Source organism: Sphingomonas sp. NPDC019816 (assembly GCF_050274375.1).
Taxonomy (GTDB): Bacteria; Pseudomonadota; Alphaproteobacteria; order Sphingomonadales; family Sphingomonadaceae; genus Sphingomonas.
Genome location: NZ_JBNNOB010000003.1, coordinates 20,148 through 45,629, shown reverse-complemented (window position 1 = coordinate 45,629; position 25,482 = coordinate 20,148). Strand labels below are relative to the sequence as shown.

26 protein-coding genes, 1 tRNA gene and 1 riboswitch are annotated in these 25,482 nt (G+C 68.8%); of the genes, 12 read left to right on the top strand and 15 right to left on the bottom strand.

The features are described from left to right. Nucleotides 1-21: 21 nt before the first annotated feature. Nucleotides 22-798 (top strand): zinc-ribbon domain-containing protein, encoded by a 777-nt coding sequence (locus ACQKJZ_RS00985; protein ID WP_427729668.1) that lies wholly within the window; start codon nt 22-24, stop codon nt 796-798. A gap of 4 nt (nt 799-802) precedes the next feature. On the opposite strand, the gene ACQKJZ_RS00980 is transcribed toward ACQKJZ_RS00985, so the two are convergent. Continuing rightward, nucleotides 803-2,185, bottom strand: a complete 1,383-nt coding sequence (locus ACQKJZ_RS00980; RefSeq protein ID WP_427729667.1) for an MATE family efflux transporter — start codon at nt 2,183-2,185, stop codon at nt 803-805. Between the two features lie 136 nt (nt 2,186-2,321). Between ACQKJZ_RS00980 and ACQKJZ_RS00975 the strand changes: the two genes are divergently transcribed. Further along, nucleotides 2,322-2,408, top strand: a tRNA-Leu gene (locus ACQKJZ_RS00975). 309 nt (nt 2,409-2,717) lie between these two features. On the opposite strand, the gene ACQKJZ_RS00970 is transcribed toward ACQKJZ_RS00975, so the two are convergent. Then, nucleotides 2,718-3,308, bottom strand: coding sequence for a PilZ domain-containing protein (locus ACQKJZ_RS00970; RefSeq protein WP_427729666.1), 591 nt, complete (start codon nt 3,306-3,308; stop codon nt 2,718-2,720). 206 nt (nt 3,309-3,514) lie between these two features. On the opposite strand from ACQKJZ_RS00970, the gene ACQKJZ_RS00965 reads away from it, so the two are divergent. Next, nucleotides 3,515-5,743, top strand: a complete 2,229-nt coding sequence (locus ACQKJZ_RS00965; protein WP_427729665.1) for a transglycosylase domain-containing protein — start codon at nt 3,515-3,517, stop codon at nt 5,741-5,743. On the opposite strand, the gene ACQKJZ_RS00960 is transcribed toward ACQKJZ_RS00965, so the two are convergent. Genes ACQKJZ_RS00960 through ACQKJZ_RS00950 form a run of 3 tightly spaced genes read right to left on the bottom strand, consistent with a single transcriptional unit; the run spans nt 5,719 to nt 7,411 of the window. Further along, nucleotides 5,719-6,387: a M48 family metallopeptidase gene (locus ACQKJZ_RS00960; protein WP_427729664.1), complete on the bottom strand. Its 669-nt coding sequence runs from the start codon at nt 6,385-6,387 to the stop codon at nt 5,719-5,721. The two genes, ACQKJZ_RS00965 and ACQKJZ_RS00960, sit on opposite strands and share 25 nt — an antisense overlap. After that, nucleotides 6,384-6,812 carry a YcgN family cysteine cluster protein gene (locus tag ACQKJZ_RS00955; RefSeq protein WP_219018535.1) on the bottom strand — a complete coding sequence of 143 codons (429 nt, stop codon included), beginning with the start codon at nt 6,810-6,812 and terminating at the stop codon, nt 6,384-6,386. The genes ACQKJZ_RS00960 and ACQKJZ_RS00955 overlap by 4 nt, the downstream gene beginning before the upstream one ends. Then, a complete protein-coding gene (locus tag ACQKJZ_RS00950) occupies nt 6,812-7,411 on the bottom strand; it encodes an SCO family protein (RefSeq protein ID WP_427729663.1) in 600 nt (199 codons plus the stop codon). Before ACQKJZ_RS00950 ends, ACQKJZ_RS00955 begins: the two co-directional genes overlap by 1 nt. Before the next feature lie 69 nt (nt 7,412-7,480). Between ACQKJZ_RS00950 and ACQKJZ_RS00945 the strand changes: the two genes are divergently transcribed. Then, complete coding sequence (locus tag ACQKJZ_RS00945; protein ID WP_427729662.1) at nt 7,481-8,092, top strand: ankyrin repeat domain-containing protein; 612 nt, start codon at nt 7,481-7,483, stop codon at nt 8,090-8,092. Between the two features lie 142 nt (nt 8,093-8,234). Here the strand turns inward: ACQKJZ_RS00945 and ACQKJZ_RS00940 are convergent, their stop codons facing one another. After that, complete coding sequence (locus tag ACQKJZ_RS00940; protein ID WP_427729661.1) at nt 8,235-8,639, bottom strand: DUF1489 family protein; 405 nt, start codon at nt 8,637-8,639, stop codon at nt 8,235-8,237. A 327-nt stretch (nt 8,640-8,966) separates the two neighbouring features. Here ACQKJZ_RS00940 and ACQKJZ_RS00935 point away from each other — a divergent pair, with 327 nt between their 5' ends. Continuing rightward, nucleotides 8,967-9,587, top strand: coding sequence for a Crp/Fnr family transcriptional regulator (locus ACQKJZ_RS00935; RefSeq protein WP_427729660.1), 621 nt, complete (start codon nt 8,967-8,969; stop codon nt 9,585-9,587). A 76-nt stretch (nt 9,588-9,663) separates the two neighbouring features. Here the strand turns inward: ACQKJZ_RS00935 and rplT are convergent, their stop codons facing one another. Next, the gene (rplT, locus tag ACQKJZ_RS00930; RefSeq protein WP_427729659.1) at nt 9,664-10,029 is read right to left on the bottom strand and encodes a 50S ribosomal protein L20; all 366 of its coding nucleotides are present in this window, start codon (nt 10,027-10,029) and stop codon (nt 9,664-9,666) included. Between the two features lie 21 nt (nt 10,030-10,050). Further along, entirely contained in the window at nt 10,051-10,254 is a 204-nt protein-coding gene (rpmI, locus tag ACQKJZ_RS00925; RefSeq protein ID WP_179513023.1) for a 50S ribosomal protein L35, read from the bottom strand. Nucleotides 10,255-10,421: 167 nt separating this feature from the next. Here rpmI and ACQKJZ_RS00920 point away from each other — a divergent pair, with 167 nt between their 5' ends. From ACQKJZ_RS00920 to ACQKJZ_RS00910, 3 genes are all read left to right on the top strand, one after another. After that, nucleotides 10,422-12,539, top strand: a complete 2,118-nt coding sequence (locus ACQKJZ_RS00920) for an AsmA family protein (RefSeq protein ID WP_427729658.1) — start codon at nt 10,422-10,424, stop codon at nt 12,537-12,539. Between the two features lie 299 nt (nt 12,540-12,838). Then, nucleotides 12,839-13,321 (top strand): MarR family winged helix-turn-helix transcriptional regulator, encoded by a 483-nt coding sequence (locus tag ACQKJZ_RS00915; RefSeq protein ID WP_427729657.1) that lies wholly within the window; start codon nt 12,839-12,841, stop codon nt 13,319-13,321. 2 nt (nt 13,322-13,323) lie between these two features. Then, complete coding sequence (locus tag ACQKJZ_RS00910) at nt 13,324-14,187, top strand: SDR family oxidoreductase (RefSeq protein WP_427729656.1); 864 nt, start codon at nt 13,324-13,326, stop codon at nt 14,185-14,187. 61 nt (nt 14,188-14,248) lie between these two features. Here ACQKJZ_RS00910 and ACQKJZ_RS00905 read toward each other — a convergent pair whose 3' ends face one another. The 4 genes from ACQKJZ_RS00905 to ACQKJZ_RS00890 all read right to left on the bottom strand — a co-directional run bounded on the left by ACQKJZ_RS00905 (nt 14,249) and on the right by ACQKJZ_RS00890 (nt 15,517). Further along, a complete protein-coding gene (locus ACQKJZ_RS00905) occupies nt 14,249-14,608 on the bottom strand; it encodes a hypothetical protein (protein ID WP_427729655.1) in 360 nt (119 codons plus the stop codon). Further along, a complete protein-coding gene (locus ACQKJZ_RS00900) occupies nt 14,601-14,891 on the bottom strand; it encodes an I78 family peptidase inhibitor (protein WP_427729654.1) in 291 nt (96 codons plus the stop codon). The genes ACQKJZ_RS00905 and ACQKJZ_RS00900 overlap by 8 nt, the downstream gene beginning before the upstream one ends. A gap of 67 nt (nt 14,892-14,958) precedes the next feature. Continuing rightward, nucleotides 14,959-15,192, bottom strand: coding sequence for a DUF3253 domain-containing protein (locus ACQKJZ_RS00895; RefSeq protein WP_427729653.1), 234 nt, complete (start codon nt 15,190-15,192; stop codon nt 14,959-14,961). Nucleotides 15,193-15,196: 4 nt separating this feature from the next. Beyond that, nucleotides 15,197-15,517, bottom strand: a complete 321-nt coding sequence (locus ACQKJZ_RS00890) for a hypothetical protein (protein ID WP_312490452.1) — start codon at nt 15,515-15,517, stop codon at nt 15,197-15,199. Nucleotides 15,518-15,614: 97 nt separating this feature from the next. On the opposite strand from ACQKJZ_RS00890, the gene ACQKJZ_RS00885 reads away from it, so the two are divergent. The 4 genes from ACQKJZ_RS00885 to pnuC all read left to right on the top strand — a co-directional run bounded on the left by ACQKJZ_RS00885 (nt 15,615) and on the right by pnuC (nt 20,371). Continuing rightward, nucleotides 15,615-16,121 carry a hypothetical protein gene (locus ACQKJZ_RS00885; protein ID WP_427729652.1) on the top strand — a complete coding sequence of 169 codons (507 nt, stop codon included), beginning with the start codon at nt 15,615-15,617 and terminating at the stop codon, nt 16,119-16,121. A gap of 92 nt (nt 16,122-16,213) precedes the next feature. Further along, nucleotides 16,214-16,323: riboswitch (TPP riboswitch) on the top strand. Between the two features lie 108 nt (nt 16,324-16,431). Further along, nucleotides 16,432-18,672: a TonB-dependent receptor gene (locus ACQKJZ_RS00880; RefSeq protein WP_427729705.1), complete on the top strand. Its 2,241-nt coding sequence runs from the start codon at nt 16,432-16,434 to the stop codon at nt 18,670-18,672. A gap of 32 nt (nt 18,673-18,704) precedes the next feature. Further along, nucleotides 18,705-19,814 (top strand): phosphotransferase enzyme family protein, encoded by a 1,110-nt coding sequence (locus ACQKJZ_RS00875; RefSeq protein ID WP_427729704.1) that lies wholly within the window; start codon nt 18,705-18,707, stop codon nt 19,812-19,814. After that, nucleotides 19,814-20,371: a nicotinamide riboside transporter PnuC gene (gene pnuC, locus ACQKJZ_RS00870; protein WP_427729703.1), complete on the top strand. Its 558-nt coding sequence runs from the start codon at nt 19,814-19,816 to the stop codon at nt 20,369-20,371. Before ACQKJZ_RS00875 ends, pnuC begins: the two co-directional genes overlap by 1 nt. A gap of 44 nt (nt 20,372-20,415) precedes the next feature. On the opposite strand, the gene ACQKJZ_RS00865 is transcribed toward pnuC, so the two are convergent. The 3 genes from ACQKJZ_RS00865 to ACQKJZ_RS00855 all read right to left on the bottom strand — a co-directional run bounded on the left by ACQKJZ_RS00865 (nt 20,416) and on the right by ACQKJZ_RS00855 (nt 25,450). Continuing rightward, nucleotides 20,416-22,236 carry a DUF885 domain-containing protein gene (locus tag ACQKJZ_RS00865; protein ID WP_427729651.1) on the bottom strand — a complete coding sequence of 607 codons (1,821 nt, stop codon included), beginning with the start codon at nt 22,234-22,236 and terminating at the stop codon, nt 20,416-20,418. Nucleotides 22,237-22,309: 73 nt separating this feature from the next. Beyond that, nucleotides 22,310-22,876, bottom strand: coding sequence for a phosphoribosyltransferase (locus ACQKJZ_RS00860; protein WP_427729702.1), 567 nt, complete (start codon nt 22,874-22,876; stop codon nt 22,310-22,312). A gap of 129 nt (nt 22,877-23,005) precedes the next feature. Next, nucleotides 23,006-25,450, bottom strand: coding sequence for a prolyl oligopeptidase family serine peptidase (locus ACQKJZ_RS00855; RefSeq protein ID WP_427729650.1), 2,445 nt, complete (start codon nt 25,448-25,450; stop codon nt 23,006-23,008). Between the last annotated feature and the right edge of the window lie 32 nt (nt 25,451-25,482).

The following is a 25,482-nucleotide window of genomic DNA, read 5'->3' as shown; positions in this document are numbered from 1 at the left end:
GCGGCGTGCTTACTGGAAATCATGGGGGCCCGATCAAACGGCCTCGTCCTGTCCGTTGAAGTGCCGTTCCGCATGATCCTCGAATGCCCTGAGTGCCGCACCCGCTATCTGGTGCCCGACAGCGCGATCGGGCCAGAGGGAAGGACCGTGCGCTGCGCCCATTGCCGGCACAGCTGGTTTCAGGACCCCGCCGACCCGGACGCGCCGGCACCGATCGAAGAGACCGGCGGGACGGTAAGCGAGCCCGCCGTCGTCGACGAACCCGTTCCCCCGCCGCCGGTCATCGTGCCGCCGCCCGCCCCACCGATCCTGTCGCCGGGCGATCCGGGCTTCGATGCCTTCGCGCACCGCCCGCCGTTTCGCGCGCGCCGCAACCCGGTGCGCCGCTGGACGATCGGGGCGGTCGCCGCTGGCCTGCTGATGCTGGTCGCGACGGCGGCGATCCTGTGGACGGGAATGCCGGGCATCGGCGGTTGGCTGGGCTTCGGGTCGACCGAATCGGCGCTGGAGCTTCGCTCCAACCCGATCGAGCGGCGCGAGCTGGAAAACGGGTCGGAGCTGTTCGCCATTTCGGGGCAGATCATCAACCCGTCCCCGGGGCAACAGCGTGTGCCCGATCTGCGCGCCGAACTGAAGGATGCGCAGGGCCGCGTCGTCTTCTCCTGGACGATCGCGCCGCAGCAGCGGACGCTCGGCCCCGGCGCGTCGATGGACTTCAACTCGGCCAAGCTCGACGTGCCGCCCAGTTCCAAACGGCTGGACCTGAGCTTCGCGGGTGAGGGCAGCCCGGCAAACTGATCGGTCAGGCGGGGCGCCACTCCGCGCGTAACCGCCGCGCAACGATGGCGAACCGCGCGCCGTGCAGCGTCGCCGCCACCAGCATCCCCGCCGCCGACGCCCAGGCCAGCGCGCCGGCGCCCCAGCCCGCGCCGACCAGCCACCAGCCAAGGCCGCCGGTCACCAGGAAATAGGCGATGATGCTGTTGATCCCCGCCGCCACCTGATCCCCCAGCGAGCGCAGCGCATAGACCAGCACCACCTGCATCCCGTCGAACAGGATGAAGGGCGCCCAGATGGCGAGCATGGCGATCGCCACCGCATGCGCCTGTGGCATGGCGGGGAACAAGGTGACGACGGGCCCCGGCGTCAGGACCAGCGCCAGCCCGCACAGTCCCATGGCCAGCGCGGCCAGCCCCACCGCCAGCAGGGTGCGCGGCACCGCCTGCACGGCCATCCCCTCGCCCACCGCATTGCCCGCGCGCACGCCGGCCGCCGATCCCAGCCCCAGCGCCAGCGCGAAGGTGACGTTGTGGACCGAGAAGACGATCTGGAAGCCATGCGCGGTGGCATCGCCCAGCCGCGTCGACAGCGCGATCAGGATGGCGAAGCCGGCCAGTTCCAGTCCCGAGGCGATGGCCGGCACCGTGCCGAACCTGGCCAGGCCCCATGCTCCGGCCAGCGTCGGTGCCCAGGCGGCGCGGTCCAGCCGCCGCACGCCGCGCGCCGCGCCGCGTGGCAGGGTGACCGCGCTGACCACCATCGCGACCGCGCCGAGCGCCGAGGCGATGACCGTCGCCAGGGCCGCGCCGACCGCGCCCAGTGCCGGTAGTCCCCATTGACCACCCGCCAGCGCCCAGGCGAGGACCGCGTTGACCGGCAGGATCGACAGGTTGACCGCCGTCACCCGACGCGGGCGGCTGATCCCCTCCAGAAAGAAGCTCGCGGCGATCAGCACCATCTGGAACGGATAGCCCAGCGCCATCACCGCCACGACCCGTGCGCCGGGTTCGATCAGCGCGGGCGCGACGCCGATTCCGCGCAGCAAGGCGGCCCCGCCCAAGCCCAGGATCAGCATGGCCGCCACGCCCAGCATCAGCCCCAGCACCATGCCGTCGCGCAAAGCCTGGCCGGTCGCCGGCAGGTCGCCCGCCCCGTCGGCGCGCGACGCCCGCACCAGCACGCCCGACAGCCAGGCCAGCCCGGTGACGATCGCGATATAGGTGAGCGACCGGCTGGCCGAGAGCGCCGCCACCTCATGCTCACCGACCATCCCGACCACGATCACATCGGTGACATGCAGGATCGTCCAGTTCAGGCTGGTCAGCACGACCGGCCAGGCCAGCCCCAGCAGGCGGAGGATTTCCGCGCGCGGGGCCGGGGGGTTGGTGGAAAGCGGCGCGGTCATGACGCCTGCCCTAGTCGCCGCCGTCCGACAGGGAAACCCGCGATTCCCGGATGAAAGCCCCCTTGCGCTGCCTGCAACGCTTTGCTAGGGGCACCCGCCTACCAGCCCTCCGGCTTGCCGGTGGTGACTATCGAGTGCGGTCGTGGCGGAATTGGTAGACGCGCAACGTTGAGGTCGTTGTGGCCGAAAGGCCGTGGAAGTTCGAGTCTTCTCGACCGCACCATTTCCGCTCCAAGCGAGCGGATTTTTCCAGACATCGTGATGGGCGCGAGCCTGCTCCGTTCTTGCCCGCAAGCGCAGGCCGGCCGCGCGCCGTGTGCGGTGCGATCAGCCGGACCCCGCAAACCGCATCACCCCTTTCCTCCCCTGCAAGGGGAGGTGGCAGGCCAAAAGCCTGACGGAGGGGTGTCCCGCTATCGAGAGGGGAGACACCCCTTCACCAGCTTTGCCGGTTCCCCTCCCCTTGCAGGGGAGGAAGAGTTGAATGTCGATACGATCGGTCCGAGAAAGATAGTGGATCGAAGGAACGCGATCAGCGGCGTTCGACGATCGATGCCAGCGTATCGATCGGCAGCGGCGAGACGAAGCGGAAGCCGAAACGGCCTTCATGCGTCCAGCATATCGTGCCGAAGATCGACACCCCCTGCGGGCGCACGATGATATGGCCCGCCTGTCCTGCGACCACTTCTTCCTCCGCCTCCAGCTTGGCGCCGCCGGCGGAGATGTCGATCATCCGGGCGGTCAGCTTGCGGTCGCCCAGCCGGACATCGGCGGCCAGCGTCACCGCGAATCGGGGCGCGCGCGGGACGCTGCCCTCGTCATCCTCGTGCAGGAAGATCTGTTCATAGGGCTGGAGCGAATCGAACTCGATGCCCGCCTTGGCACCTTGTACCCAGCGCACCGTACCGCGCACCGGAGGCAGGCCACGCACCTCGATCGACAGTGATTCGCCGACCCGCGGCACATTGACGAAGCGCGCCATCAGGCCGGTCGCCGAGATATTGTGGACCAGGCACACGCCGGGCGCGTCGCCGCACACCTTGCCCAGCAACAGGACGGCCGAATGCCGCTTGCCGACCCGTCGTTCGACCGACGCGCTGTCCTGTTGTTCGACCTGCTCCATCCCTGCCCTTTCCGCCGTGATCGCCAAAGCGGAACACGGCCCGCTGCGCACCTTAATCGATCATCTGTAAAAAAATACCAACTTTGCCACCGATTTCCGGTGACCCGCGGCGCTTTGGCCTCCGTCGGCCGGCCGGCCGCTGCCATGGGTCGATGACCGCCCCGCTTGTCGTCACCGGCAAAGCGCTGTAATTCGCGGGGCGTCCCATGCCTCGCGCACCGTCTTCCCGGTCTTCCCGGCCTCGTTCGTCCAAGCCCCGCTCTCCCTGGCGGCGCCGGATCGTCGTAACCCTGCAGGTCCTGATCGGCCTGGCCGTGCTGGCTGTCGGCGCGCTGGCGATCGCGGTGTTCGTCGCCAAGTCGCAACTGCCCAGCTTCGACGAGCTGAAATCCTCGCCCAACGGGCAGATGATCCGCGTCCATGCCGCCGATGGTACCGTGATCGTCTCGCTCGGGCCCAGCTATGGCGAATGGCTGCCCTATGGCCGGATTCCGAAGGTCATGCGCGATGCGACGATCGCGGTCGAGGATCGCCGGTTCCGCCAGCATCCCGGCGTCGACCCGATCGGCATCGCCCGATCGGTCGAGGTCCGGTTTGAGAAGGGCCGCTGGAAACAGGGCGGCTCGACCATCACCCAGCAGCTTGCGCGCAACGTCTTCCTGAACAACCAGAAGAGGTTCGGCCGCAAGTTCCGCGAGGCGATCCTGGCGCTGGCGATGGAGCTGAAATTCTCCAAGGACCAGATCCTCGAGCTGTATCTGAACAAGGTCTATTATGGCGGCGGCGCGTACGGCATCGATGCCGCCAGCCGGAAATTCTTCGGCCATGGCGCCGATCATCTGAGCCTGTCGGAGGCGGCGGTGATCGCCGGGCTGGTCAAGGCGCCGTCCAACTATTCGCCCACCGCCGATGCCGAGGCCGCGGTCGGCCGCGCCGGTGTCGTCATCGGGCAGATGGAGCGCAACGGCTTCATCACCCCGGGCGAGGCGGCCGAGGCCGATCCGCAGGCGCTCAAGCTCGCGCCCGAGCCCAAGCAGAATTCGGTCCGCTATTTCACCGACTGGGCGCTGCCGCAGCTCGACACGCTGATCGACGAGCAGACCGCGCCGCTCGACGTGTGGACCACGCTCGACCTCAATATGCAGCGCGCGGCCGATGCCGCGATCCGCAACGATGCCCCACCGGGCACGCAGGGCGCGCTGGTCAGCCTGGACCGCGACGGCGCGGTGCGCGCGATGGTGGGGGGCAAGGATTATGTCGCCACCAACTATAACCGCGCGGTGACGGCGGTCCGCCAGCCGGGCTCGGCGTTCAAGCTGTTCGTCTATCTCGCCGCGCTGGAGGCGGGACACAAGCCCGAGGACCGGGTGGTCGACGAACCCGTCACCATCGACGGCTGGTCCCCGCGCAACGATTCGCGCCGCAATTCGGGCAGCGTGACGCTGCGCACCGCCTTTGCCTATTCGCTGAACACCGTGGCGGCCAAGCTGGGCCAGGAAGTGGGCTTCCAGACGGTCGCCGACATGGCGCGCCGCTTCGGCATCACCACGCCGGTCAACACCCACCCCTCGATGGTGCTCGGCACGTCCGAGGTGCGCGTGATCGACATCACCAGCGCCTTTGCCAGCGTCGCGAACAAGGGGGTGAAGGTCACCCCCTATGCCATCACCAAGGTCATGGCGAACGGCGAGACGATCTACACGCACGAGGTGGATCGCAGCCATGTGCTGGTCGCGCCTTATGTGGCGGCGCAGATGACCGACCTGCTCCAAACCGCCGTCAACACCGGCACCGGCCGCGCCGCGCAGATCGGCCGGCCGGTCGCGGGCAAGACAGGCACGACCAGCAGTTCCAAGGACGGCTGGTTCCTGGGCTTCTCCAGCGGGATCACCACCGGCGTCTGGATGGGGCGCGACAATGGCCGGCCGGTCGCGGGGCTGCATGGCGGCACCGCCCCCGCCAAGGCCTGGGCCGATTATATGAAGGTCGCGGTCGCCAACCGGCCGATCGAACAGTTCGAGACGCAGGTCACGCTGCCCGAATGGCAGCTGGAACCCGATGAGGAGAGCTATTTCGGCCAGCCCGACGACGGCGTGACCGGCGTGGATGCCGATGGCAATCCGCTGCCCCCGCCGACCGCCGGTGCCGCACCGGACGGCAGCGAGGCGGTGGAAATCCCGATGCGTCGCGATCCGAGCGCACCGGTTCCGATCCAGCAGCCGCAGCAGCCCGATGCGCCGGACGCCCCCGATGGCGTGGCCCGGCCGCCGCAACCGCAGCAGCGCCTGGATCAGGCGTGGATCGACCGCGTCACCGGACGCGGTACGGGATCAGCCCAACGCGGCGACCCGCGCGATCCGCGCAACGCCCCGCGCGCGGCACCCCCGCGCCCCGCGCCCCCGCGCGATTATCAGGACGACCGCCCGTACCAGTGAAGTCCCGCGCCATGCTGCCGCAACCAAGCGGTGGCGGGCGCCGGGTCCTGGCCCAGCAATTGGGCGACCAGCGCGTGGAAGGCGGGCGCGTGGTTCATATGGATGCGGTGCGCGACCTCGTGCGCGACGGTGGCGCGGCGGACGAAGGCGGGCGCCAGCATCAACCGCCAGCTATAGCGGATCGCCCCCGACGAGGCGCAGCTGCCCCAGCGCGCCTTGGGATCGGCGACGCTGACCTTCGACACCGCGACCCCGGCGGACCGCGCGAACTCCGCCGTCTCGCGCGCCAGCACCTCCAGCGCCTGCCGCTTCAGCCACGCCTCGACCCGGCGGCCCAGCGTCTCGATCGGGCCGGAGGCGAGCAGCCGGTCCTGCTCGCGCTGGATCACACGGCGACTGCCCGCTTCCCAGTGCAGCGTCAGCGTGTCGTCGCCGAAGGGGATGGCCGCGCCGGTCACGAAGGGACGCGGTTCGGGCAGGCGCGCGCGCTGCTCGGCGATCCAGCCCTGCTTGTCCTCGGCCCAGGCCAGCGCGGATTTCAGCGCGGCGCGCTTGGGCACCACCAGTCGGGCGGTACCGGTGGCCGGATCGACGCTGAGGCGGATACGCTTGGCGGTCGGATGCCGCACGACTTCGTCGATCACAATTCACGGTCCACGATATGGTTTTCGAAATCGCCGGCATCGTCCTCGCTGATCGTCCAGCCGCGCACCGACTGGCCGGCGCGGTGCACCGCCTCGCGGTCGCCGGAGATCAGATAATGCCAGTCGGGCAGCGGTTCGTTCGCCGCGCGCAGGCGATAGGCGCAGGTGGTGGGCAGCCAGTCGATCGACCGGACATTGCCCATGGTCAGCCGCACGCACTCGCTGACATAGGCACGCCGGTGGCGATAGTTGGAGCATTGCCCGCTGCGTCGGTCGAGCAGCCGGCAGGCGACATTGGTCGGCACCAGCTCGCCCGTCTCCTCATCCTCCAGCTTGTGGATGCAGCATTTGCCGCAGCCGTCGCACAGCGCCTCCCATTGCGCGCGGTCGAGGCTTTCGATCGGCTTTTCCCAGAAGCGCTCCATCACTTCACCCAGCGGTCGAGCGCGGCGGCGACCGCCTGCGGCCCTTCGTCCGAGGGGATCAGCGCCAGCGGCTTGCCGGCCGGATCCATCAGATAGACCTGGCGGCTATGGTTGACGAGGTAGCCGCCACCCGGCGACGGAACGCCCTTTTGCGACCAGACGGCATAGGCCTTCTTCACCGCCTCGACCTGCTGGGGCGTGCCGGTCAGCCCGACGACACGCGGATCGAAGGCGGCGGCGAAGCGGCCGACCACCGCCGGCGTATCCCGCTCGGGGTCGACGGTGACGAAGATGGGGACGATCTTCTTCGCCTTGGCCGGCGCGCTTTTGTCGAGCAGCTTCAAACCGGCGGCGATCGCCTGCATGTCGGTGGGACAGACATCGGGGCAGAAGGTGTAGCCGAAATACATGACGCGGTAGCGCCCGGCGAAGTCGCGATCGGTGACGGGGCGGCCATCGGCGCCGGTCAGGCGGAACGGACCACCGATCTTCGCACCGGCGAGCGGCGGCTGCTCGGACGTGGGCGCCTGCGAACCGGAGCCGCAACCGGTGGTGGCGAGCGCCAAGGCCGCGCCAAAGAACGGAAATAATCGGGTCATGACGACGACAGCCTTGCTGTGATAAATCGCCGGTTGCAAGTCATGCCCTATCGTTCAGGATTTCGCTTCATGTCCCTTCGCCCCCTGCTTGCCGCCGCGCTTCTGGGCAGCCTCGCCCTGCCCGCCCTGGCGCCCGCCACCGCGCAGATGATGCAGTCGGAAAGCTACAAGTTCCTGCAGGCGGTAAAGGAGGCCAAGGGCAATGAGGTGACCAACATGCTGGACCGCCCCGGCGCCAGCATCATCAATACCCGCGACGTGACCAGTGGCGAGGGCGCGCTGCATATCGTCATCAAGCGCGACGACGAGACGTATCTGCGCTTCCTGCTGCAAAAGGGTGCCGATCCGAACCTGCGCGACGGACGCGGCAACACGCCGTTGCTGCTGGCGGTGGCGGGCGGCCAGCCCGAGATGATCCGCATCCTGACCGCGGCCAAGGCGAACCCGAATATCGGCAATGCCAGCGGCGAGACCCCGCTGATCCGCGCGGTCCAGCGTCACGACATCGCGATGGTGCGCGAACTGCTCGCCGCTGGGGCCGACCCGGACCAGGCCGACAATATCGCCGGCCTGACCGCACGCGACTATGCCACCCAGGATTCGCGCAACGCCGCGATCGCCAAGCTGCTGGCCGAAACCCCGAAAAAGACCCGCGCGGCGGTGGCAGGGCCGAAATTCTGATCATGCAAAAATCCTCCCCGGCACGGGGAGGTGGCAGGGCGCAGGCCTGACGGAGGGGGGCTTCCACAAAGGAACACGTCAAGCGGCACGCCCCCTCCACCACGCCCTGCGGGCGCGGTCCCCCTCCCCGTCCCGGGGAGGATCAAATCAGCCCCAGTTCGACCAGCTTGCCGACCAGCACCGGCGGCATCGTCTCGATCCCCGTCGCCGCGCCGCTCAGGTCGCGCGGCGCGTCCGCCGCCTCCAGATAGCGCCAGCCCTGATGCGCTCGCCGGGGCAGCGCCTGCACCAGCACCAGCGCGGGGTCGATATGGATCGCGCACCGCCCGCCCTCGGCCTCACCGAACGACAGGATCGGCGAGCGCGCGACCAGCTGATGCTTCAGGATCCAGAATAGCGATCCCTGCCCCGCCACTTCCTCATGCCGCTTGGGCAGATAGCGCGTGGTCAAAAACACCGGGCCATCCTTTGCCCGCAAGGCCAGTCGCTCGGCCAGATGATCGATACTGGCCGCCCCGAACGCGACCTTGGTCAAATGCAACGCCATGTCGCGGTGGCATGTGGGGGCCGACCATGACGAAGACCAGAGCCCTTCGGTTGCGATCCCCGGCGATCCGCCCCGCGCGGCCCGGCGGCCGACGACAATTTCCCCCGCCCGATTGATTTACGTCTGCGAAGGACGCGCGCGCTTCTCTTATGGCAGGCCGGTGAACAATGTCGGCGGCCGTCATCGGTCGTACGACGGGACGGGTCTAGGGAGGCCGAAATAGCATATCCGATTCATCGCTATGAGGCGTTCGCCAACCTCACATCGGATGAGGTTGAGGCGCTCGCCACGCTGGGCGACGCCGAAGTCGTCCGACGGCGGGGGGAGGTGTTCCAGCGCGAAGGCGAGGCGACCAACGGCTTCCATCTGCACGTCCAGGGCTGGGTCACATCCTCGATCGTCTTGCGCAACGGCAACCGCCTGATCCAGAAGGTGCATCTGCCCGGCGACATGCTCGGCACGCCCAGCATGGTGCTGCCCGAGGCGGCCGACACGCTGACCGCCGTCACCGAAGCGATCACCGCCTTCGTGCCCTATGAGCGCTTCGGCCAGTTGTACGAGACGCATCCGCGCCTTGCCGCGCTGTTCACCGTCGCGACCCAGATGGAGCGGCTGGCGCTGATGGATGCCCTGGCCATGACGGGCAATGCCTCGGCGCGCGAGCGGCTGGCGCGGCTGCTGGTCGATTTCCATACGCGGCTCGGCCCGATCGGGCTGGTGGCCGATGACGGCTTCCACCTGCCGCTGACCCAGGAGATCATGGGCGACCTGCTGGGGCTGACGGCGGTGCATGTGAACCGCACCATCCGGGCGCTGGAGGAAGAGGGGCTGCTCGCGCGCCAGGGGCACCGGTTCCAGTTGCGCGACCTGGCCGCCTTGCGCCGATTGTCGTCGCTGCCGCCCCGGCGGCCGCGGTTCGAGCCGGCCTGGCTGCCCGCCCCGCGCTGACCCCCATGAAAAAGGGCGCCGGTGGAACCCCACCGACGCCCTTTTCGATTTCCGGCGCTGAACCGTCGGCTGCGAATTACGCAGCCTGCGGCAGAGCGGCCTTCGCCTGCGCGATGATCGCCTTGAACGCGTCACCTTCGTGCATCGCGATGTCGGCCAAGACCTTCCGGTCCAGTTCGACGCCCGCCAGCTTCAGGCCGTGCATGAACTGCGAATAGGTCAGGCCCTCGGTCCGGACGCCGGCGTTGATGCGCTGGATCCACAGACCACGGAAGGTCCGCTTCTTAACCTTGCGGTCGCGATACGCATATTGACCGGCCTTTTCGACGGCCTGGCGCGCGATGCGGATGGTGTTCTTGCGACGGCCATAATAGCCCTTCGCCTGATCCAAAATCCGCTTATGCTTCGCCTTGGTGGTCGTGCCCCGCTTGACGCGTGCCATATCTCTCTATCCTTCCAGAAATCAGTTCAGGCCGTAAGGCGCCCAGGCCTTCACGGTCTTGGTGTCGGCATCGGACAGGACCGAGGTGCCGCGGTTCTGGCGGATATACTTGCCGTTATGGCTGATCAGGCGGTGGCGCTTGCCGGCCACGCCGTGCTTGATCTTGCCGGTCGCGGTGAGCTTGAAGCGCTTCTTGACGCCGCTCTTGGTCTTGAGCTTGGGCATTTTGGTCCTTTCGCTGTGAGCAAGGCAGAAACGGCCGCGGCAGCCCTGATGGCCGGGCCGTTCGTGACACCTCGCTCGGGAAGCGGGCCGCTTAGACGAAGTGGCGGGCGATTGCAACCGATGTCGCCCCAGGGAACCGCCGCTGCGCTCGCACGCTTGGTAGGGCCATGGATCAAACATCCGCGGCCGAAACGATTGCTCCGTCGCCCGCGCGTCGCACGCTGTGGCGGCGATGGGCATTGCGGGTCGTCATCGGCCTGCTGGTCGTCATCGCGGCGATCTGGCTGGTGCTCTTCGTCACCAAGGGGCGCTTCCTGCGCTCGACCTTCGAATCGACCGTCGGTCGGCTGACCCATCGCCAGGTAACGGTGGACGGCGACTTCCAGCTTTACTTGGCGCCTTGGCGGATCAAGTTCGTCGCTGAGAAGATCGCCATCTCCAACCCCGGCTGGGCGAGCCGGCCAAACCTGTTCACCGCCGACCGGATCGATTCGCGCATCGCCCCGCTGTCGCTGCTGTTCGGCAAGCGGCGCTTCACCTGGCTGGAACTGACGAACGGCGCGGTCGATCTGGAATGGACGCCCGACCACCGCACCAACACATGGACGTTCAGCGAGAAGAAGGGCGGCAAGCCGCTGGAATTTCCGCGCATCGACACCGCGCAGGTGACGGGGACGACGGTGCGCTATCGCGATCCCCGGATGCGGGTGACCGCCGAGCTGGCGCTGGACGACATCCGCTCGCAGGACGCGCGCATCGGCAAGGCGGTGGGCGTGCGCGGCCGGGGCGTGATTCGCGAAACGCCCTTCCGCCTGACCGCGCAACTGCTGTCGCCCGACGCCACCGCCAATCGCGGCCGGAACGAATTGATCGCGCGGATGCGCGCGGCGGGCAATATCATCGACGTGTCGGGCACCCTGCCCTCGATCGCCGACATCGAGAATGTGCCGCTGCGCACCCGTGCGCGCGGCAAGGACATGTCGACGCTACTCGAGATCATCGGCGCCACCATCCCGCGCACCCGCACCTATGACGTGCGCGCGCAGATGGTGAAGGATGGCGACGCCTATCGCTTCACCGGCCTGAAGGGCGTGTTCGGCGACAGCGACCTGGCCGGGCGGCTGACCGTGACCAATGGCGCACGGCTGCGTCTCGATTCGGCGCTGACGACCAAAAAGCTCGACATCATCGATGCCGCACCCTTCATCGGCTACAACCCCGACATCGTCGCATCCCGGGGTGCGCAGGCCGCCGCCGCCGCGACCGGTGCCGGGGCGCAGCGGCTGTTGCCCGACGCCGCGCTGCCCGTGGCGACGATGCAGCGCTTCGACGCCGATCTGAAATGGACGATCGGCACGGTCCGCTCGCGCAAGGTACCGATTTCCGATGTCGACCTGACGCTGGCGCTCGACCGGGGCAAGCTGACCCTGTCGCCGCTGAACTTCGCGATGGCGCGCGGCAATGTCTCCTCCGACCTGGTGTTCGACACGCGGCCGCGCCCCAGCCGCATCGGCTATGACATCCGCCTGTCGCCGACCCCGCTCGGCCGGTTGCTGGCGGGCTGGGGCGTGGCCGAGGCGGGGACGACGGGCACGGTGAAGGGCCGCATCCAGCTTCAGGGGCGCGGCGACACCATTCACGATTCGCTGGCCAGCGCGAACGGGCGCATGGCCTTCATCCTGCCCGCCGGGTCGCTCTGGACCCGCAACGCGCAGCTGGCCGAGCTGGACATCGGCACCTTCATCCAGAAGATGTTCGAGGAGCGGTTGAAGGAGCCGGTGCGGATCAATTGCGGGCTGATCGCCTTTACGGTGCGCGGCGGGGTGGCGGCGGCGGACCCGATCCTGATCGATACGTCGAAGAACGTGATCGTCGGGCGCGGCGGCTTCAGCTTCCGCAACGAGGCGATCGACATGGCGGTGCGCGCCGATGCCAAGAAGTTCAGCCTGTTCTCGGGCCAGTCCCCGGTCGGCCTGACCGGCAATTTCGCGCAGCCGGGAATCAACCCGATCAGCGGCGACCTGCTGGCACGCGCCGGCGCAGGCCTGGGCCTGGCGGCGGTGGCGTCGCCGCTGGCGGGCGTGCTGGCCTTCGTCGATGTCGGCGATGCCAAGGCGGCGGCGTGCGGCCCGGTGCTGTCGGGTGCCCGCGCCAGCGCCCAGCGGACGACCAAGGGCACGCCGCGCGACGATGTCGGCAACGGCACCACCGCCAAGTCCAAGGACGGCCGCCAGAGCGAGGGGCAGGCCAAGGCGCAGCGCAAGAAGTTCCTGGGCATTTTCTAGGCGTTTCGCGGGGCGGGCCGTGGGTGGCCGGGCCTGGTGAGCCGGTACGGGTTTCCGCCGGCCTTTCGCATCATGAGAAGGCGCATTGGACGCTATCCGCCAGGGTCGTGGGCGCGAGGCCGCTCGGACGGTGGGCGCGCCCATCGCGAACCCGCTCCATGCGGCCTCTCATTCCAAACAACCGATCGCACGAACGGCCAAGCACCGATCCGATGCGCCGCTGGCCCTGACGGAGCATGGGGAACCATCCCCGACCCCAGCAATTTTGACAGCATGTTGTCGATTTGGACATATGCCGCATGACCCCCGCATCCCCTTCGGATGTGCGCGCCCTCGCGCTGGCGGTCTTTGCCGCCAATGGCCGGCTGGTCAGCGCGGGCAATGAACTGGTCGCGCATCTCGGGCTGACCAGCGCCTGGTGGCAGGTGCTGGCCGCGCTGCGCTATGCGCCTGCGCCGCTCACGGTGGCGTCGATCGCGCGCACCATGGGCCTGACGCGGCAGGCGGTGCAGCGCATCGTCGATCTGCTCGCCGAACGGGCGCTGGTCGATTTTCACGACAATCCGCATCACCGGCGCGCGAAGCTGGTGGGGCTGACCCCCGCCGGGGCCGACGCGGTGGCGGGGGCCGAGCGCGCGGTGGCACCGATCGACCTAGCCATCGCCGAGCGGATCGGCGCGCCCCGCCTCCACGACGCCATCGCCACGCTTCAGGAGATGATCGCGCTGATCACCGAGCGGCTCGACCCATCCCCCATCACCTCCCACGAAAAGGACGCATGACCATGATCCTGATCTCAGGTGCCACCGGCGGTATCGGTGGCGAAGTCTGCCGCCTGCTCCAGGACGCCGGCACCCCCTTTCGCGCCATGGCCCGCCGCCCCGAACAGGTCGACGCGCTGCGACAAAAGGGCATGGACGCGGTGCTCGGCGATTTCGACCGCGCCGAGACGCTGGCGACCGCGATGCGCGGGTGCGACACGCTGTTCCTGATCACCCCTCCGACGCAAAGCCAGTTCCGGCAGGAGACCGGCGCGATCGACGCAGCCCGGCGCGAAGGCGTCAAGCGGATCGTCAAGATCTCCGCATCGGACGGCAATATCCATTCGCCGGTACCCTGGGCGCGGACGCACGCGCGCATCGACCATCACCTGCGCGGCGCGGGCATCGACTGGACGATCCTGAAGCCCACCGCCTTCATGCAGAATTTCCTGTGGTTCAAGGACCCCGTCGCCAAGGGGTTGCTGCCGCAGGTCGCGGGCAAGGGATCGGTCTCCTGGGTCGACACTCGCGATGTCGCGCGCGTCGCCGCGACGGTCCTGACCGAAGACGGCCATGCCGGCGCGACCTATTTTCTGACCGGCCCCGAAACGCTCGACATGAAGGAGGCCGCCGCGCGGTTGGGCGAGGTGACCGGGCGGCGGGTGCGCTATCTGAACCTGCCCAAGCCGCTGTTCGCCGCGCTGCTGCGGCTGACCGGCAATTCGCGGTGGATGACCAGGGGACTGGTCGTCCAGTTCGCCGATGTGGTCGCCGGCCACCACGACATCGACCCGACCTTCGAGATCGAACGCCTGACCGGCCATCCCCCGCGCGACTTCCGCACCTTCGTGCGCGATCACCGCGCCGCGTTCACCGGCCAGGGTTGAGGCGTGGCGGGGGGCTCCTGCGCCAGGGTCCGACCGCCCACGCCGCTGCCCCCCATGCGTCCTACAGGCCGCCCTGGAAATCGAAGGCGAAGCGATAGGGTCGGCGCGTCGCCGCCACCAGCGTCAGGCGGCCGTCCGCGACCACCACGGGCGTCCCGAGCCCGAGATCCATCACCCGTGACCAGCCGCCCCCGAACACCGTCACGCGCACGATCAGCCGGCCGGCCCGGACGCACCGGACGCCTACGGGGCAGCGGCTGTCCTCGATCACCCGGTCCGCCCGCACGCGCGGTCCGTTGACCGCGGCCATCTGCCCCAGCCGTACCGGCCCCTCGACCGGACGGGCTACCGCGCATCCGGCCAGGAGCGGCGGCAGAAGCGCGAGCGTCATCGCCCCGCCCCGCCGCCCGGGCTCAGCCACAGGAGGCGGCCACCACCCACCCATCGGCGACCGTCACCGTCACCCGTTCGATCCGATAGTCCTTGATGGTCGCATCGCCCGGCGCGATCCGCCGGACGAGCGTGCTGCCGGTGCCGCGCCGGATCGCCGCATCGTCGGGCGCGGGCCCACCGACCAGCGCGGCGGCCGCTTCGGGACGACAGGCTCCATGTTCGGCCATGCCGCCATCGGCCGTCGCGCAACCACCCAGCACCGCCAATCCCGCCAGCGCCGCCAGCATCCCGATTCCGCCGTCCGTCATCATCGCCTCTCCATCCCGTGACCGAACCTCAGACGGAGTCGACGCGACCCATCCTTGGCACACGATCCGGTCAGGACCGGCGGATGCGATAGGGCCCGGCCCGCACCGCCAGCGGCCGCCCCTTCCAGCTCAGCGCCACGCGCCCCTCGTTTACCAGGGTATCGACGGCGTCATGGACCGCCGGCATCGCGCCGCGCCAGTCGTCTCCGTCGGCCAACGCCCGCGCCACCTCGCTGGGGCAGATCGTGGCCCCGGGCGCACGCCGGGCCAGCAACGCCAGCACGGCGTCGCGTGCGACCGTCACCGGTTCAATTGCCGTCGGCGTCGACCATGAACACCACCGGCTTGCCGCGCGAGGTCGGGTCCCAGCCCGCCGCCAGCGCCGCCCGGACGCAGCGCAGGATCGTCGCGTCGTCCAGCTGCAACCGGCCGCGCGGCAGGCCCTTGAGCAGCCGCTTGGGCGCGGGAAATTCCAGCCACGCCTCGCGCTTGGCATCCTGCTGAAGCACGGCGATGGTCATCCCCTTCCACCCCTCATCATCCGATTGATGGGGTTCGCTCTGGAGGTGCCAATCATAGGAAACGCCGTCGAGCGTCACGCTGCCGGCCGTGCTTTGGGTCTTCGCCATGGCCCGGCCCCTAGCATGGCGTGGCCGCCAAGGCACGCGGGCCGGCGCGCGTGCCCGCCGGACCCGGCAAACAAAGCGCATACAAAGCGGGAATATAATGCTTTTCATTCCCGGCGCGGCGAAAGATAGTCGCGCCATGCCGATCCGCGCCGAAAATCGCTGGCTCTATCCGATCGATTGGCCGCAGGTGTCCGCCACGATCCGCTTCGACCGGGCGGGCGGGCGGTGCGAGCAATGCCGGCGCCCGCATCTGGCGCGTGTCGCGCATCTGGGCGACGGGCGCTGGTGGGATGCCGCTGCCGGGTGCTGGCGGTCGCCGCGCGGGCGTCGGATCACGGTGCGGCAGGTGCCGATCGCACAGGTCCGCCTGACCCGCGTGGTACTGGCCTGCGCGCATCTCGACCATGATCCGGGCAATAACGAGCCGCGCAACCTGGCCGCGCTGTGCCAGCGTTGCCACATGATCCACGACGCGGCCGAGCATCGCTGGCAACGCTGGTGGACCCGCTTCCGCCGGCGCGCGATCCGCGACCTGTTCGACGATCCCCGCAGCCTGCACGCCGTTCACCGCGCCAATGGCCTGCGGCGTCTGTCGCGGCGATAGGGTCGAAGGGCTTTACGGGCGCGATTGGCGACGAATCCTCCGCCGCCCCACCGACGATAGGGATTTGCTTCACCGGCGGAAGCGCCTAGAGCGCGCGCACCCCGGGGGACCGCTGACGCGCGGTTGAGAGGTGGGCAGCAGCCCATGACCCGCCGAACCTGATCCGGGTCATACCGGCGTAGGGAGGGTCGGCGGCGCTCTTTTCCGTCCTCCCTCCATGAAAGTGGACAAGAGGACGATGCCGGTTGTGACCAAGCGTGATCAGCGGATGATCCGCCCTGCTGCCCTGTTGCTGTCGGCGGCCTGGGCGATGCTGCCCCTGGCGGCTGAGGCGCAGACGGTGACGGATGCCCCGCCGGCGGACATCCGTGTGCTGGGTCAGCGCGATCCCGCCGGGCTGCTCCCCGACCAGACCGAGCCCAAGGCGGTCAGCGCCATCTCCGCCGACTTCATCGTCAAGCAGGCGCCGACCCTGAACGCCTTTCAGCTGGTCAATCTGCTACCCGGCGCAACGGTGGCGTCGGCCGACCCGTACGGTCTGTCGACCAGTTCCAGCCTCACCCTGCGCGGGCTGGGGCAGGATGAGATCGGCGTGCTGATGGAGGGCGCGCCGCAGAACGACATCGGCTATTATTACGCCTATCCGTCGCAATTCGCCGATCCGGGCAACATCCGCCAGATCGCGCTGGCGCAAGGCTCGGTCGATCTGGACTCGCCGACCGTCGCGGGCGCGGGCGGATTGCTGTCGCTGACCCTCGACGATCCCAAGGCGACGACGCAGGTGCGCGGCGACCTGTCGCTGGGGTCGCACGCCCTGCGCCGCATGTTCGTGCGGGTCGATACGGGGATGCTCGGCGATAGCGGGGTGAAGGCGTTCCTGTCCTATTCGCATACCCGGGCGGATAACTGGCGCGGGCCGGGCTATGACCTGCGCCAGCATGTCGATGCCAAGCTGCTGCGCGAATGGGGGCAGGGCAACCGTGCCAGCCTGGCGCTGTCGTACAACGACGCCAATTCGTCGAGCTATCCCAGCCCGACGCTCGCTGAATGGCAGGCGCAAGGGCGCGGGTTCAACTTCGATGCGCGCTATACGCCAGGCAGCACCAGCTATTGGCGGTTGTACCGCGCGCCGTTCCGCAACCTCTATGCCTCCGCGCCGGTGCATGTGTCGCTCAGCGATCGGCTGACGCTCGACACCACCAGCTATCTCCAGTTCGGCTATGGCAACTCGCCCTATGGCACCCAATTGGCGACCACCGGCAACTTCCTTGGCAATGAGGAGCTGACCGCGCCGATCACGCTGCCCGGCGCGGTCGACGGGGTGGCGACGGTGCTGGGCAATTACACCGGCGACCAGCGGCGGCTGGGCCAGGTCGTCAAGCTGACGCGGGCGGCGGGCATCCACCGGATCACCGCCGGGCTGTGGTTCGATCATGGCATCGACCGCGTGACCCAGACCTATACGGCGGTCGGCCCCGACGGCCAGCCCGCCGATCGCTGGGGCTATCGCAACCGGGCGATCCGCACCGCCGACGGGCGGCTGCTCGCCTATGAGAACCAGCGTACCGTCACCGTGATCAAGAGCCTGTTCGTCGCCGACAGCATCGCGCTGACGCCGCAACTGACCGTCGATCTGGGGGTCAAGGGCATCAACATGCTGCGCAGCGGCCGCAACTATCTGCCCGGCCCGCAACAGGCGGTACGCCGCGAGAGCAATATCGCGCTGCCGCGCGCGGCGGTCCGCTATGCGATCGACGACCGGCAGCAAATCTTCGCCAACATCACCACCAATTTCCGCACGCCCAACGAATTCACCCTCTATGACAGCTATATCGGCGGGCAGGTCACGACACGCGGCACCGATAGGCTGAAGAACGAATATTCGGTGTCGCAGGAACTGGGCTATCGCTTCATCGGCACCCGCCTGTCCGCCTCGGTGACCGGTTTCCATTACCGTTTCCGCAACCGCCAGCTGGCGACCGTGGTCGACAATGGCGGGGCGCTGGTCGACTCCACGCTGAATGCCGGCGGGCAATCCTCGTACGGCGTCGATGCCGAGATCGACTATCGTCCGGTGGCGGGCCTCAGCCTCTATGCCTCGGGCGAGTATCTGCGCGCGCGGATCAGCGACGACCTGCCGGCGGGCACCGACGATCTGCCGACGCGCGGCAAGCATGCGGTGTCCAGCCCGACCTGGCAGTTCGGCGCGGGCGGCATCTATGACGACGGGCGGCTCTTCGGCAGCATCGCGGGCAAATATGTCGGCCGCCAATATGCGACCTTCGTGAATGACGAGAGCATTCCCGGCTATGCCACGCTCGACCTGTCGATCGGGGTGCATCTGGCCGACTGGCTGGACGGCAAGCGCACCGATCTGCGGCTGAACGCGATCAACGTCACCGATCCGCATGTGCTGGCCGGCGTGCAGGCGGTGACCACCAATGCGCGCGATGTGGTCGGGCGCGGCGGTACGGTCATTACGGGCAATGCGCCGGCCTATTATATCGCGGGCGGCGCGGCGGTCGTCGCCACCCTGTCGCGCGGCTTCTGATCGTGCAGGGCGAGGGCCACCGCGTCCACGGCATGGGGCTGGCGCTGGCGGCACCGACCTGGCCCGCGATCACGGACGGTGAGGCGGCGGCCGTGCTGTCGCATTTTCCGCAGGTCGCCCCGATCACGGCCCTGCGTTGGCACTCGCCGCGTCCCTTTTCCGCCGCCACGCTGATCGACACGGCGGGGGGCGCGCTGCTGCTCAAGCGGCACGACCAGCGGGTGCGCAGCGTCGCGGGGCTGGCGGCGGAGCATGGCTTCATCGCGCATCTCGCGACGGCCGGCCTGTCGGTGCCCGAGGTCCTGCGCACCGCCGAGGGGGCGAGCGCGGTGGCCCTGGGCGAGGGGACCTATGAGCTGCATCGCCAGTCGCCGGGCGCGGACCTGTACCGCGACCGCCCGTCCTGGACGCCGTTCCGATCGTACGACCACGCACATGCGGCGGGCCATGCGCTGGCCAAGATGCACCATGCCGCGCGCGGGTTCGATGCGCCGGCGCGTACCGCCCAACCGCTGGTCGCCAGCTTCACCATCCTGCCCGCGCATGACCCAATGGCGGCTGTGGACGCCTATGTCGCCGCACGGCCCGCACTGGCCGCGTTCCTGTCGGCGCGAAACTGGCGGAGCCCGCTGGCCGCGCTGTTCGCGGACGGGGCGAGCGGGCTGGCACCGCTTATCACCCGCCAGCCGTCGCTCTGGACGCATAACGACTGGCACCCGTCCAACCTGCTCTGGGCGGCGGACGGGATGGTCGCGACGGTGTTCGACTTCGGGCTGGCCGACCGGACCTGTGCCGCGCACGACCTGGCCACCGCGATCGAGCGGACCGCCTTTGCCTGGCTGGAGCTGGGGACGAAGCCGGATGACGCGATCGCCGACCTGCGTGCGGCGCGTGCGCTGATCGCGGGCTATGCTTCGGCCGGGCCGCTGTCGCGCGACCTGATCGAGACCGTCGTGCGCCTGCTGCCGCTGGTCCATATCGAGTTCGCGCTGTCCGAGATCGATTATTTCGCGGGCATCGTCGGCGATGCGGATGCCGCGCTATTGGCTTGGGAGGGCTATCTGCTGGGCCATGCCGACTGGTTCCTGTCGGGGGCGAGGCGGGCCTTTCTGGCGGACCTGCGCGAAGAGGCCGGCCGATGATGACGCCCCTGGAGATCGCAGCGGTCGCGATCAGCTTTCTGGCGATCTGGCTGACGGCGCGGCGCAACATGCTGTGCTGGCCGCTGAACCTTCTGGCCTGCGCGCTTTATTTCAAGCTGTTCCTCGATGTCCGCCTCTATGCCGACATGGCGTTGCAGGCGGTGTTCGCGGTCGGCATCCTTTATGGCTGGATCAGCTGGCAGCGCGACCGGGACAGCACCGGTACGGTCGTCGTGATGCCGCTGTCGCGCGGCGTGGGCCTGGGGGGACTGGCTGTCGGCGGGCTGGCGGCGCTGGCGATCGGGTGGTTCACCAGCCGGCATACCGATGCCGCGCTGCCCTGGCTGGACGCGACGCTCAGCAGCTTCAGCCTGGTCGCGCAATATTGGACCGCGCGCCGGCACCGCGAAAGCTGGCTGCTGTGGATCGCGGTCGACATCGTCTATGTCGGCATGTTCATCGCCAAGGGCTTGCTGCCCACCGCCGCGCTCTACGCGGTGATGATCGGCCTGGCGGCGATCGGCTATCGCGACTGGCGGCGGGCGGAACGGGGCTGATCCCCGCCCTTCCGGGGAAGGCCCGGAAGCGATGCCGCCCGCGTTCAGACCGCGCGGGCGCGTTCCTCGACAATCCGCTCCAGCATCGACAGCGGCATCGCGCCGGCCTCCAGCACGTCGTGGAAATGCTTCAGGTCGAACCGGTCGCCCGCGATCGCCTTGGCCCGTTCGCGCGCGCGCAGCCAGGCGGCGTGGCCGATCTTGTAGCTGCACGCCTGGCCTGGCGACACGCAATAGCGCTCGACCTCGCGCTGCGAACGGCCGGGGGCGAAGCCGACCGTGTCGACCAGATATTTGGTCGCCTGCGCATGCGTCCAGCGCTTGGTGTGGATGCCGGTGTCGACCACCAGCCGCGCCGCGCGGAACAGGAAGGATTGCAGATAGCCCGCCCGCTCGACCGGCGAGGCATAGCCGCCCAGTTCGTCGGCCAGTTGCTCGGCATAGAGCGCCCAGCCTTCGAGATAGGCGTTGAAGAAGGCGATCTTGCGCAAGGGATGGGTGGCTGCGCGCTGCGCGGTCGAGATCTGCAGGTGATGACCCGGCACGCCCTCATGATAGGTCAGGCTGGGCAGCGTGTATTTGGGCCAGTCATGCACGCTCTTCAGGTTGATCCAGTAGATCGCGGCGCGCGATCCATCGAGCGGCGCACGGAAATAATAGCCATTGGGCGCGCCGTCCTGGATCTCGGGCGCGACGCGGCGGATTTCGAGCGCGGCGTTGGGCGGGTTGCTGAACGCCTGGGGCAGTCGCGCCTGCATCCCTTGCGCACTGGCGTTGAGGCTGGCGAGCAGCTCAGCACGACCGGCATCGGTGTCGGCGAACAGCTGGGCCGGCAACCGGTTGAGCTGGTCGAGCCGTGCGCCGACGCTGCCTTGCGTCAGGCCCTGGCTGCGCAGGATCGGATCGAGCTGCGCGGTGAGTTCGGCGACCTGTTGCAGGCCCATGCGGTGGACCTCGTCGGGCGACAAGGTGGTCGTCGTCGCCTGCGCCAGCGCGGCGGCATAGAGCGCGTCGCCGCCCGGTATCGCCCAGACCCCGGCCGCGCTGCGCGCCGAGGGGCGCAGCGAGCGCAACAGCGCGATCTGGCGGTCGAGCGCGGGATAGACCTGATCGGCGACGATTCTGGTCGCGCGCGCCTGCCAGTCGCCGGCGATGTTGGCCGCGCTCGTCCGGCTGGTCAGCGCCTTGACCAGCTGGCTGTCGGCGGGCGCGGGCGCGCGCAGCTTGGCCATCTGGCCGAGCGCGAGGTCGAGCGAGAAGTCGGGGGCCAGCCGGCCCTTGGCGGCCTCGCGCCGCTGGACCTCGGTCTCATTGTCGAGCTGGCGGCCCATCAGCGACAGGCGGTCGAGATAGGCCTGCGCATCGTCGGCGGTCTTGACCGGGTGGGTCGAGGCGAGGAAGTCGGGCAGCGAGAAATAGACGCCGTCCTGCTGCGTGATCGGATAGGGGCCCTGCGGCGAGGACAGGCCGAACTTTTCGGGGCCGACCATGTTCGACTGGATATTGTAGAGTACGACCTCGCGATCGATCCGCGCCTGCGGCGACAGCGTGGCGGGGTCTACCGCGCGGACCAGCGCCTGCGCCTTGCGGCTGCGCGCCAGATTCTTGGTGATGGCGCCATAGCTGTTGTCGCCCAGCTTGTGGCGCAGATCGGCGTTCTTGCCGGTGTCGAAACCCAGAGACGTGGCGAATTCGGGCGACTCGCGCACGGTTTCGGCCAGCACCTGATCGAACACCGCGTTCAGCCGCGCGTCGCCGGGGGCGAGTGCCGTCCCCGACACCATCTGCGCGAAGGCGGGGATGGCGGGCAGCACGGTCGCGCCGGCGGTCGCCGCACTGGACAAGAGGAAGGTGCGACGATCCATGCTGATTTTCCCCGGCTTATGAAAGGCTTTGCGCTACGCTAGGCGACGGCGGGGTCGCCGCGCAAGCCGTGGATCACCCCCGCAGGATGATATCGGCGCCGTGCTTGTACGCGCGGATTTCCTCCTCGGTCAGGCCGTTGATCTCATGCGGGAAGATCAGCCAGTCGTTCGTCTCGTGGACGAAGAAGTCGGGCTTGAGGTCGGTGACGTTGCGCGACGGCTTGTAATAGACGGTCGCGACCTTCACGTCGTCCGGCAGGTTGTTGCGGCACCGCGCCTTCAGCTCATTGAGCAGCGCGCGGATCGAACGCCCGGAATCGAAGACATCGTCGATCAGCAGCAGCCGATCCTCGGGGTTGAGGACATCGACCAGATGGCCCAGGCCATAAATGCGGACCTGTGGCTCCTGCTGGTCGATCCCGGTATAGGAGGCGGTGCGGATCGCGATATGGTCGCTTTGCACCCCGCGATATTCGAGCAGTTCCTGCACCGCGATGCCGACCGGCGCACCCCCGCGCCAGATGCCGACGATATGGGTCGGCCGAAAGCCGGCGTCGAAGACCAGATTGGCCAGACGGAAGGAATCCTCCAGCAGGCGGTCGGCGGAGAGGTAGATCTTGGTGGTCACGACATCGCCCATCGTCATTGCGGCGCGACGGCTACGAACCCCGCGCCCGGATAGACGACCCCCTTTGGCGCGCAGCCACCCGAAGTGCAACCATGGCGTCGCAGGCGGCCCCCAACGGCCGCCCGCCACCCCTGCCGCCGGTCAGTCGGTGCTCGCCATGTTCGCCGCCGGCACGGCGGGCTGCCGGGGTTTGACGTGGCGGTCGAGCCAGTCGGTCATCTGCCACAGCGTCTCCTCGGTCGATTCCAGCGCGCGGTAGCCATGCGGTTCGTTGGGCAGGACGACATAGCGCACAGTCGCGCCATTGCCCTTCAGTGCGGCGTACATGCGTTCCGACTGGATGGGGAAGGTGCCGCTATTGTCGTCGGCGCCGCCGTGGATGAGCAGGATCGGCGCCTTGATCCGGTCGGCATAGGTGAAGGGGCTCATCTCGGTATAGGTGGGCGTCGCCTGCCAATAGGTGCGCTGTTCGGCTTGGAATCCGAATGGGGTCAGCGTGCGGTTATAGGCGCCCGACCGCGCGATGCCGGCGCGGAACAGGTCGGTATGGGCGAGCAGGTTGGCGGTCATGAACGCGCCGTAGCTGTGACCGCCCACCGCCATGCGCGTGCGGTCCCCGACGCCCAGCTTCACCACCGCATCGACCGCGGCTTTCGCATCCTCGCGCAGCTGCTTGACATAGGTGTCGTTCGCCTCCGCGCCGCCCTCGCCGATGATCGGCATCGCGGGGTTGTCGAGGACGGCATAACCCTGGGTCAGCAGGAACAGGTGGCTGATGCCGCGCGGCCGCACGAAGCGATTGCCCTGGTCGACCGTCTGCCCGGCGACCTTGGCATCGGTATATTCCGCCGGATAGGCCCAGAGCAAGGTGGGCAGCGGCCCGTCGCGCTTGGCGTCATAGCCGGCGGGCAGATACAGCGTGCCCGACAGCGGCACGCCATCGGCGCGGTTATAGGTGATCGTCCGCTGGGTGACGCCGGCGAAGACGGGCGCGGGATCGGCGAAATCGGTGATCGGCTTCGCGCCGCCGCCCTTGACGGTGCGCACGACATAATTGGGGGGCTGGGTCGCGCTCTCGCGCCGCGTCAGGATGCGCTGGCCCTTGTCATCGAGCATGGCGACGACCGGTTCGTAATAGGGCGCCCGGGCGGTCCAGAGCCGCGTCTGCGCGCCGCCGGTCAACGGCATGGTGGCCAGGAAGGGAAAGGCCCCCGCCTTCGTCGCGCCCTCGCCGGTGACGAAGACGCCGTCATGCGCGGGCGTGAAGCGCATCACCGGCTTGCCCGCCGCGTTGTCCTCCATGACCGGGTCGCCCGGATCGCCATATTGGTCCTGATAATTGCGGGTCAGCAGCATCCGCGTCTCGCCCGGTCGCGACGGGGCGATCGCCAGCCGGTGCTCGGTGCGGCTGCGCCATTCGCGGTCGACGACCATGGCGAAGCCGTCATCCCCCCACAGCGTCGCCGCATAGCGCGCCGGCGTGCGGGCCAGCTCGACCGGCGCGGCGTCGAAGGGTGCCGCCTGCATCATCACCTTGTCGCGAACGGCCAGCTTGAGGCGCGGATTGCCGCCGTCCAGCGCCTCGGCCCAGACCAGCGTCGCGGGCGCGTCCGACCGCCACTCCGCCTCGCGTGGGCCTTTCACCGTGGCGTCGAAATCGACCGGCAGATCGTCGGCGAGCGGACGGTCGACCAGCGTGCGCACCGGCTGCCCCTCGATGGTCGAAACCGCGATTTCGGTCGGAAAGAACCGCGCGGGCAGCAAATAGGAATAGGGACGCTTCAGCCGCTCGGTCAGCAGATAGCGGCCATCGGGCGAGACACTGAAGTCGCGGACGAGGCCCGGCGTGCCGATCGCCGTCGCGTTGCCATCCAGCCCGATACGGACGAGCTGGCCGGTGAAATAATGGTCGAACAGCGCCTCGTCATGCGCGTCGCTCAGTAGATCCTCATAGGTGCGCGCGGCCGAGGTGCGGCCGCTGCTTTCCTGCACGACCGGGCCGGTCGGCGTGGTGGCCGGGGCGGGCGGCGCGCCGCGTCCGGCGGGCACGGTGTAGGCGACGAGGCCCTTGCTGTCGGGCATCCAGGCAAAGGGCGTCCCGAACGTGCCGTTCAGGCCCCTGGCGATGGCGCGCGCCCGGCCGTCGCGCTCGGCGACCCAGAGCGACAGGCCATCGGCATCCTGCGCATAGAAGGCGACGCGGTTGCCGTCGGGCGACCAGTCGGGCGCGGCGAAGCGCAGACCGGCGGGCAGCGCGACCGCGACCGTATGGCCGCTGGCGATGTCCTTGAAACTCAACGCGTTCAGCCACTGGACGCGGACCTCGGCCTGGCCGTTGGTCGCGGGGTCGATACGGTATCCGCCCAACCGCAGGATCGGTTTCGACAGATTGGCGATGGTCGGCAGGTTCTCGCGCCCCAGGATCGCCAGGGTGCGGTGATCGGGACTGACCCGGACCGCCGGGGTCGGCGGGGTTTCCAGCGCGCGGGCGATCGCGTCGGGGGCGCGATGATAGGCGGTGCCGGGCGTTTGCGCGGTCGCGGCGGAGGCAAGCAGGACAGCGATCAGGCAGACACCGGTGCGCATTGGTAACCCCTTGTGATGACGGCCCGTTCATG